Origin of the sequence: Streptococcus sp. KR, from assembly GCF_002238115.1 — a bacterium.
Taxonomy (GTDB): Bacteria; Bacillota; Bacilli; order Lactobacillales; family Streptococcaceae; genus Streptococcus.
Genome location: NZ_NGVM01000066.1, coordinates 1 through 1215, shown reverse-complemented (window position 1 = coordinate 1215; position 1215 = coordinate 1). Strand labels below are relative to the sequence as shown.

2 protein-coding genes and 1 pseudogene are annotated in these 1215 nt (G+C 37.6%); all 3 read left to right on the top strand.

Translation table 11 applies throughout. From position 1 onward, the window contains the following. The first annotated feature begins 198 nt into the window (after positions 1-198). Positions 199-498: a hypothetical protein gene (locus CBI42_RS10810; RefSeq protein ID WP_022524951.1), complete on the top strand. Its 300-nt coding sequence runs from the start codon at positions 199-201 to the stop codon at positions 496-498. Further along, a complete protein-coding gene (locus CBI42_RS10805) occupies positions 488-976 on the top strand; it encodes a hypothetical protein (protein ID WP_000093674.1) in 489 nt (162 codons plus the stop codon). The genes CBI42_RS10810 and CBI42_RS10805 overlap by 11 nt, the downstream gene beginning before the upstream one ends. After that, positions 976-1215: pseudogene (locus CBI42_RS10800) on the top strand (VirD4-like conjugal transfer protein, CD1115 family); the annotation flags it as partial. The gene CBI42_RS10805 and the pseudogene CBI42_RS10800, both read left to right, overlap by 1 nt.

The following is a 1215-nucleotide window of genomic DNA, read 5'->3' as shown; positions in this document are numbered from 1 at the left end:
TTATCTATAATAAAGCTACCTGTTCTTTGAAAATTGAATCCACTCCGTCTTGATTAGCGTGCCTGTGTAAGTAGGGACTGAGAGTATTTCCCTGTGAAGGGCAACTGGCACAAGACGTGTGTGAGAATTTTCTAACAGACACGGAGTTTATCGTTACCAGACTTAAACGATGCGACAAACTAGATAAAGGAGTTAATCATGAAGGTAGTAAACTTGTATGATTTGAAACAAATGGGAAATAAAGGTGGTTGTACCATCCAATTGATTCATCACTTTCCTTTTGGTATGGGCTTAGGACATCTCAAAAAAGACTACATTGAATTTAAACGTGTTGGTATCTTTGATGGGAAAGCAGTAGAAGTTACTCTTCGAGAACCTTATTCGAGAGATTTACTGCAGGTTGTCAAATCGATTAAGCAACGTCAGAAATTGATAGCTTATCGTTATAAAGAAGGAAAGCTGCTATTTGTGAAGAAGGAGGTATCAGATGTCCTCTGAACAACAGGAACGAATGGCAGTTCAATATGCTGAGCGTAGTCTTTTATTCACTGTCAAAAGTCTTTTAAAGATTCTAGAATGGTCTAGACGTCAGGCTTTAGCACAGGATTCCGCCTATAAGATAGGGGTGCAGAAATTAGAAGAATTGCTACAATCTCCCTATGCGATTGATACGATTAATCTGAAGAAAGATTTTTTAGACAAACCAATTGATATAGAGAAATTTAAAGCTTTTTTAGAAAAAGAAGAGATTCCTTTAGCCATCGCTTGGCAAGGGGATTCTCTGCATTTCTACACGAAAGACCGTTCGATTCTAGACAATCATTTAGACCATCTGTTAGAAAAAATGGTTAATGATCCGGAGAAATTAGCTGATTTTACCATGGATAAGTCATTAGACGATGCAATTGATGAGGCTAAATCCCAAATTACCTTTAGACAAGAAGGGGCCGTCAAACAGAAAGAGATGGTGAGATGATGTACAGTGGAAAGAAATTCCTACTATTCTCACTGTTAGGCGTCTTACTAGGCTATCTTTTTCATCGTTTGACGCTTTTGTATGATTCCTATACTGGAAATACCTTAGATAAATGGACTCATCTTCTGATGGAAGGTCAAGATGAAGTTCTTCAGTCGCCATGGAATGTTTCCTTTACTGGAAAATCAAGTGCTTTTTTTCTACTAGGCTTTGTGATGATGTTGCTGGTTTATCTCTAT